At 65.7% G+C, this 6,547-nt stretch carries 7 protein-coding genes; 6 read left to right on the forward strand and 1 reads right to left on the reverse strand.

Annotated features, from left to right (window positions below):
• Nucleotides 1-12: 12 nt before the first annotated feature.
• From LQK81_RS17925 to LQK81_RS17935, 3 genes are read left to right on the forward strand one after another with little or no spacing between them, the layout of a single operon-like run.
• Nucleotides 13-894 carry a sugar phosphate isomerase/epimerase family protein gene (locus LQK81_RS17925; RefSeq protein ID WP_230807737.1) on the forward strand — a complete coding sequence of 294 codons (882 nt, stop codon included), beginning with the start codon at nucleotides 13-15 and terminating at the stop codon, nucleotides 892-894.
• Nucleotides 891-1,886 (forward strand): Gfo/Idh/MocA family protein, encoded by a 996-nt coding sequence (locus LQK81_RS17930; RefSeq protein WP_230807738.1) that lies wholly within the window; start codon nucleotides 891-893, stop codon nucleotides 1,884-1,886. The genes LQK81_RS17925 and LQK81_RS17930 overlap by 4 nt, the downstream gene beginning before the upstream one ends.
• A 19-nt stretch (nucleotides 1,887-1,905) precedes the next feature.
• On the forward strand, nucleotides 1,906-3,012 hold the full coding sequence (locus tag LQK81_RS17935; protein WP_230807739.1) for a mannitol dehydrogenase family protein: 1,107 nt from the start codon (nucleotides 1,906-1,908) through the stop codon (nucleotides 3,010-3,012).
• Between the two features lie 42 nt (nucleotides 3,013-3,054).
• Here LQK81_RS17935 and LQK81_RS17940 read toward each other — a convergent pair whose 3' ends face one another.
• Nucleotides 3,055-4,077: an LLM class flavin-dependent oxidoreductase gene (locus LQK81_RS17940; protein WP_230807740.1), complete on the reverse strand. Its 1,023-nt coding sequence runs from the start codon at nucleotides 4,075-4,077 to the stop codon at nucleotides 3,055-3,057.
• Nucleotides 4,078-4,411: 334 nt separating this feature from the next.
• On the opposite strand from LQK81_RS17940, the gene minC reads away from it, so the two are divergent.
• The 3 genes from minC to minE are packed head-to-tail and all read left to right on the forward strand — an operon-like array spanning nucleotide 4,412 to nucleotide 6,254.
• On the forward strand, nucleotides 4,412-5,146 hold the full coding sequence (gene minC, locus LQK81_RS17945; protein WP_230807755.1) for a septum site-determining protein MinC: 735 nt from the start codon (nucleotides 4,412-4,414) through the stop codon (nucleotides 5,144-5,146).
• Between the two features lie 32 nt (nucleotides 5,147-5,178).
• On the forward strand, nucleotides 5,179-5,994 hold the full coding sequence (minD, locus tag LQK81_RS17950) for a septum site-determining protein MinD (RefSeq protein WP_230807741.1): 816 nt from the start codon (nucleotides 5,179-5,181) through the stop codon (nucleotides 5,992-5,994).
• Complete coding sequence (gene minE / locus LQK81_RS17955; protein ID WP_230807742.1) at nucleotides 5,991-6,254, forward strand: cell division topological specificity factor MinE; 264 nt, start codon at nucleotides 5,991-5,993, stop codon at nucleotides 6,252-6,254. Before minD ends, minE begins: the two co-directional genes overlap by 4 nt.
• The last annotated feature ends 293 nt before the right edge of the window (nucleotides 6,255-6,547 follow it).

Consider the following 6,547-nt stretch of genomic DNA (forward strand, 5'->3'; position numbering starts at 1 on the left):
AGAGGACTGACCATGAACCCCGTCGGGTTGATCTCCATGCAATATGCGCGGCCCTTTACGGCCGAGCATTTCCCGCTGTTTTCGCAGATGCGCGAACTCGGCTACGACTTCGTGGAACTGCTGGTGCCCGAACCGGGCGAGCTGAACCTCGAGGACACGAAGAGGGCGCTGACTGACGCCGGCCTCTCCGTCGTGCTCGCCGCTCGCGTCAACCTGCAGCGCAACCTCTCTTCCGACGACCCCGTCGCCCATCGCGCCGGCATCGACTACCTGAAATATGCGGCCGACTGCGCGGCCGCACTTGGCTGCTCCATCGTCGGCGGTCCGCTCACCGGCAATCCGCTGGTCTTCGCCGGCCGGCCGCCGCAGCCGGTTTCCGAGGAGGAACGGCTTGCCCGCAAGGCGCGCTGCGTCGCCGGCCTGAAGGAAGCAGGCGACCACGCCGGGAAGCTCGGCGTGATCCTTGCGGTCGAGCCGCTGAACCGCTTCGAGAGCGACGTGCTATGCACGACGCAGCAGGCGATCGAGCTTCTGGATGCCGTCGATCATCCTGCCGTCCAGCTGATGCTCGACACCTTCCACATGCACATGGAGGAAGCCTCGATCGCCGAGGCAATCCGGCTCGGCGGCAAGCGCGTCGTCCATTTCCAGGCCAACGAGAACCATCGCGGATTTCCCGGCACGGGTGCGACCGATTGGGTGGACGTGTTCCGGGCGTTGCACGAGATCGGCTATGATGGGCCGGTCTCGCTCGAGCCCTTCCGCCGCAACGACGACCGCTTCGGCGTTCCCTTCGCGCAGTGGCGCCCGCCGCACGAGGATGAGAGCGCGCGGCTTGCCGCCTCTGCCGAATTCATCAAGTCCCACATCACACTGACGGAATATCGCCGATGACACTTAAGATTGGTTGGATCGGGTGCGGCATCCATGCCACCCAGATGCTCTTGCCCCAGCTCGTCCGCCACGACGTCGAGCTGGTCGCGCTCTGCGACATCGACGGCAAGCGCCTTGCCTCCGCCGGCCGGCAGTTCGGCGTCTCGAAGCTGACGAGCGATGCGGAGGAACTGATCGGCACCCGCGGCATCGACGCGGTCGGCATGGCGGTCGGTCCCGACCAGCATCTCGCCTTTGGCAAGATGGCGCTGGAGCGCGGGCTGCCGGTGTTCATGGAAAAGCCCCCGTCCGGCAGCGCCGCAGGCGCCCGCGAGTTGCTTGCGGCATCGGAAAGGTCCGGCAAGCCGCTTCTCGTAGGCTTCATGAAGCGCTATTCCGCCGGCAACAAGATCGCCGCCAACATCCTGCGCTCGGGCCGCTTCGGCGACGTGCTGGGTCTCACCGGCTACTACATGACCGCGCCCGGTTACTTCGCGGGGAACGTGGACTATACCGGCTTCTTCCTGCACCATTGCGTCCACTACATGGACCTCGTCTCCTTCCTCGTCTCCCCGGTGAAGAAGCTTTCGGCCCGCAAGGTGGAGAAGGATCCCGGCAAGGTGCTATTCCATATCAACTTCGATTTCGAATGCGGCGCGATCGGCACCGTCGCCATGGGCACGATCCAGTCGCGCGGTGCACCTGTCGAGCGCATCGAGATCATGGGCGATCACCAGCGCATCGAGGTCGACAACGTCATCGAGGTGCGCTGGAACCGTAATCCGCCATTCAAGGTGGACGATCCGCTGGCGACGCTTTCCGATACGGTCGACAGCCTGACATGGAAACCAAACTTCACCGCGGCCGCCAACGAGGACCCGAAGGGCTATTTCTCGTTGCTGGCCGACGTCATTCCCGCACTCGGCGGTGCAGAGACCGCAGCCCCCACCATCCATGACGGCGTCGTGGCGATGGAACGGCTGGAGACGCTCCGCCGCGAACTGGCGCTCTGAGCGCAACGAAAGGCAGACCATGAAGACCCCCGTCATCCAGTTCGGCACCAGCCGGTTCCTGCAGGCCCATGCCGACCTGTTCCTGTCGGAGGGAACGCCGGCACGGGCGATCACGGTCGTGCAGACCTCGGGCGATCCGGCAAGGGCAGGGCGGCTTGCCGCGCTCGCCGCGCCGGAAGGCTATCCGGTCCGGATCCGCGGCCGGCAGGACGGCCAGGTGGTCGACGAGGAACATCGCGTCACCTCGGTCAGGCGCTGCCTGTCCATGACCGAGGGCTATGAGGATGTCCGGCGCGTGTTCGTGGAAGAGGCGGACTATGTCCTCTCCAACACCGGCGATTCCGGATACGAAAGCAAGGCGGAGGACGCACTCTCCGCCTTCTCGCCGGCGATGAGCTTTCCCGCCAAGCTTTACCATCTCCTGGCCGCTCGCCACGCCGACGGCGGACGTCCCCTGACCATCCTGCCGATGGAGCTGATTGCCGACAACGGCAAGGTGCTGCGGGGGCTGGTCCTGGAGATCGCCGCGGCCAACAATGCTTCCGCCGGCCTGTTGCGCTATATCGGGGAGGAGACGATCTGGGCCTCGAGCCTCGTCGATCGCATCGTGTCCGCGCCGATCGAGCCGGCGGGTGCGGTGGCCGAGCCTTATGCGCTATGGGCGATCGAGCGGACGCCGGGCCTGGTCGTGCCGTGCGCACACCCCGCGATCCGGCTCGTCGACGACCTTCGGGAGATCGAGACGCTGAAGCTGCACATCCTCAATCTCGGCCATACCGCGCTGGTGGACCTGTGGACCCGGCGCGGTGCACCGGCGCAGGCGATCGTTCGTGAGCTCATCGCCGTGCCCGAAGTCGAGGCCGAGCTCGGGGAGATCTACCGCAGCGAGGTCCTGCCGGTGTTCGGCGCCCTTGGTCGCCGCGATGAGGCGGCGGCCTATCTTGCGACCACGCTGGAGCGGTTTGCCAATCCCTTCCTCGACCACAGGCTCTCGGACATCGCCCAGAGCCATGCCCAGAAGGTCCAACGCCGGATTGTCGCCTTCATCGAGCTTGCCCGGGCGGCCGGCTACGAGGGCGACTTCCCGAAGCTCACCGCGATCGTCGGCCGCGCCGGGGCTGTCTGAACGATCGCCCGCTACAGTCCTCCGCCCGACTGATGCCAGCCGCTATCGCCAGCCAAGTGTCGGGGCGACGTGCTTCAGGATCGCCTCGATGACATGGGCGTTGTAGTCAACGCCCAGCTGGTTGGGGACGGTCAGGAGCAGCGTATCGGCTTCCGCGACGGCCTCGTCCGCGGCAAGCTGCTCCACCAGCCGGTCGGGCTCCGCCGCGTAGGAACGGCCGAAGATCGCCCGCGTGTTCTCGTCGATGAAGCCGATCGAATCCTGCTCCTTGCCGCTCTGCCCGAAATAGGCGCGGTCACGATCGTCGACGAGCGCGAAGATGCTGCGGCTGACGGAGACACGCGGCGTGCGGGCATGGCCGGCTTCCTTCCACGCCTCGCGATAGGCGCGGATCTGGGCCGCCTGCTGCACATGGAAGGGCTCGCCCGTCTCGTCGTCCTTCAGGGTCGAACTCTGCAGGTTCATGCCGAGCTTTGCCGCCCACACGGCCGTTGCGTTCGAGCCCGCACCCCACCAGATCCGCTCGCGCAGGCCTTCCGAATAGGGCTCCAGGCGCAGAAGGCCGGGCGGGTTGGGGAACATCGGGCGCGGGTTGGGCTTTGCGAAGCCGTTGCCCTTCAGCGCTTCGAGCAGCACCTCGGCGTGATTGCGGCCCATGTCGGCGTCGGTCGCGCCCTCCTGCGGCTGGTAGCCGAAGTATTTCCAGCCGTCGATCACCTGCTCCGGCGAGCCGCGGCTGATGCCGAGCTGCAGCCGGCCGCCGGCGATCAGGTCGGCCGCACCCGCATCCTCCGCCATGTAGAGCGGGTTCTCGTAGCGCATGTCGATGACCGCGGTGCCGATCTCGATCGTCTTCGTCTTCGCGCCGACGGCGGCCAGAAGCGGGAAGGGGGAGGCGAGCTGCCGGGCAAAATGATGGACGCGGAAATAGGCGCCATCGGCCCCGAGTTCTTCCGCCGCAACCGCGAGATCGATGGACTGCAGGAGCGCATCGCCCGCCGAGCGGGTCTGCGACTGGGGAGAGGGGGCCCAGTGGCCGAAGGAAAGGAAGCCGATTTTCTTCATGATCGCGTCGTCCGGTGTTGCCGTGTGTCAGGCCCTTGATGACACAAGACGCGACAGGGCGACAGCCTTGGAAAAGAGAACGCTCCGTTCAGCCGGCGATGCCTGTGGTTGCGACAACGTCGCGGGCCACGCGGTGGCCTGGCTCGCGGTTCGGAGCAGGTTGGCGGTGCAGCGCCTGACGCTGCGCGCGCATGCCCGGCGACCGCGCAACCGCCGCTGGCCGGATGGTCCCCGACGGCCAAATTTTCCTAACGCGACCGGGGGCGAACGAGCCCATGTTAACCTTTTGTTAACCGTGAATCGCGTAGGTATCGAGAACGAAAAATTAACGAAGATTTCCAACGTGTTAACAGACGCTCGCTCGATCCGTATCAAGGGCCGCTCCTTCCTGGCGCTCATGCTTTCACCGGAGCTGCCGCTCGACGAATGGCTGGCGCGCCTGGACGACCTCGCAAGTCGTTCGGCGGGCTTCTTCCTGGAGCGGCCGATCATTCTGGACGTCGCCGATCTCGACATCGACCGGCACCAGTTGAAGGCCCTGCTGTACGAACTTGCCGGGCGCAACGTGCGCGTCATGGGCATCGAGGGCGGGCGGCCGTCGCTGTTCGAGCCCGGCATGCCGCCGGCGATGCGGGGCGGGCGTCCCGCCCCGGACATCGAGGTGCCGGCGGTCGAGCCGGCGACAGTCGAGGCTGCAAAGCCGGCAGACGTCCGCCAGGAGGTGCAGATCGCCAGGGCGCCCGCATCGATGATCGTCAGGGATCCGGTGCGTTCCGGCCAGTCGGTGATCTTTCCGGAGGGCGACGTCACGGTGATCGGATCCGTCGCCTCGGGCGCCGAAATCATCGCCGGCGGGTCGGTGCATATCTACGGCACGCTGCGGGGCAGGGCCCTCGCCGGCTCGGTCGGCAACACCGGGGCGCGGATCTTCTGCCGAAGACTGGAAGCGGAACTGCTGGCGATCGACGGCGTCTACAAGACCGCCGAGGACATGGCGCCGGATCTGCGCGGCCAGGCGGTGCAGCTTTGGCTCGAGGGCGATTCGATCAAGGCGGAAAGACTCAACTGAGCCGGCTGCCGGCCAGCAACAGGAGCGGGAAGATGGCGAAAGTAGTCGTGGTAACATCGGGCAAGGGCGGCGTCGGCAAGACGACTTCGAGCGCCGCGCTCGGGGCAGCTCTTGCCCAGCGCAACGAGAAGACCGTCGTCGTGGATTTCGACGTCGGTCTGCGCAACCTGGATCTCGTCATGGGCGCCGAGCGCCGGGTCGTCTACGATCTGGTCAACGTCATCCAGGGCGATGCGAAGCTGACGCAGGCGGTGATCCGCGACAAGCGGCTCGACACGCTCTTTCTGCTGCCGGCCTCGCAGACCCGCGACAAGGACAGCCTGACGCCCGAGGGCGTCGAGAAGGTCATGAACGAGCTGAAAGAACAGTTCGACTGGATCATCTGCGACAGCCCCGCCGGCATCGAACGCGGCGCGACGCTGGCCATGCGGCACGCCGACGTCGCCGTGGTCGTCACCAATCCGGAGGTCTCGTCGGTCCGCGATTCCGACCGCATCATCGGCCTGCTCGACGCCAAGACGGAAAAGGCCGAGCGTGGCGAGCGGATGGAGAAACACCTGCTGCTCACCCGCTACGACGCCCTGCGGGCAGAGCGCGGCGACATGCTGAAGGTCGACGACGTCCTGGAAATCCTGTCGATCCCGCTGCTCGGCATCGTTCCCGAAAGCATGGACGTGCTGAAGGCCTCCAACATCGGTGCGCCGGTGACGCTGGCCGACAACCGCAGCGCGCCTGCGCTCGCCTATCTCGATGCGGCCCGCCGCCTTGCCGGCGAGACCGTGCCGATGACCATTCCGGGCGAGAAGCGCGGTTTCCTCGGCAAGATTTTCGGACGGAGGGCAGCATGAGCATTTTCAACCTCTTCCGCAAGCAGACCTCGGCGCCGACGGCACGGGAACGCTTGCAGGTGCTTCTGGCTCACGAACGGGCGTCCGTCGGCCAGTCGGACCTCGTTGCGATCCTCCGCGAGGAAATCCTCGCCGTCATCGCAAAGCACGTCGAGATCGACGACGAACGCGTGAGCGTCAAGATGGAACGCGGCGAACACGTCACGACCCTCGAGGTCGATATCGAGATCCCGGTCACCGTCAACGTCAAAGCGGCCTGACGGAGGATGCCTCGATCCGCGAGGGGACCTCGCGGATCGGGCTCGACCTTCTGGAGGCCGTAGCAGGCCGAAGTTCGGAAGTGGCGGCATATCTAGTTTGGAAATAGAACGTATCCGGTGAGTCAATCTCGTTGACCGGCACCTTGCGTGCGACGACGTGTTGAAGCCACCGGCGAGGGGCGATCGCGTATGGAAATCATTGGCATGTCGCACGTCAAACTTGCGCCCACCCGGTAACGCAAGATGTGGCGGCCATGTTGAAATGTCCGTAGTTGTGCAAAGTCGAAATGTCA

Source organism: Rhizobium sp. GN54 (genome assembly GCF_021026345.1).
Lineage (GTDB): Bacteria > Pseudomonadota > Alphaproteobacteria > Rhizobiales > Rhizobiaceae > Mycoplana.

Bases quoted from the DNA above. Each gene is read 5' to 3' on its own strand.
- LQK81_RS17940 (WP_230807740.1), bottom strand. From the start codon at position 4,077: ATGAAGAAAATCGGCTTCCTTTCCTTCGGCCACTGGGCCCCCTCTCCC.
- LQK81_RS17930 (WP_230807738.1), top strand. From the start codon at position 891: ATGACACTTAAGATTGGTTGGATCGGGTGCGGCATCCATGCCACCCAG.
- LQK81_RS17935 (WP_230807739.1), top strand. From the start codon at position 1,906: ATGAAGACCCCCGTCATCCAGTTCGGCACCAGCCGGTTCCTGCAGGCC.
- LQK81_RS17925 (WP_230807737.1), top strand. From the start codon at position 13: ATGAACCCCGTCGGGTTGATCTCCATGCAATATGCGCGGCCCTTTACG.
- minD (WP_230807741.1), top strand. From the start codon at position 5,179: ATGGCGAAAGTAGTCGTGGTAACATCGGGCAAGGGCGGCGTCGGCAAG.
- minE (WP_230807742.1), top strand. From the start codon at position 5,991: ATGAGCATTTTCAACCTCTTCCGCAAGCAGACCTCGGCGCCGACGGCA.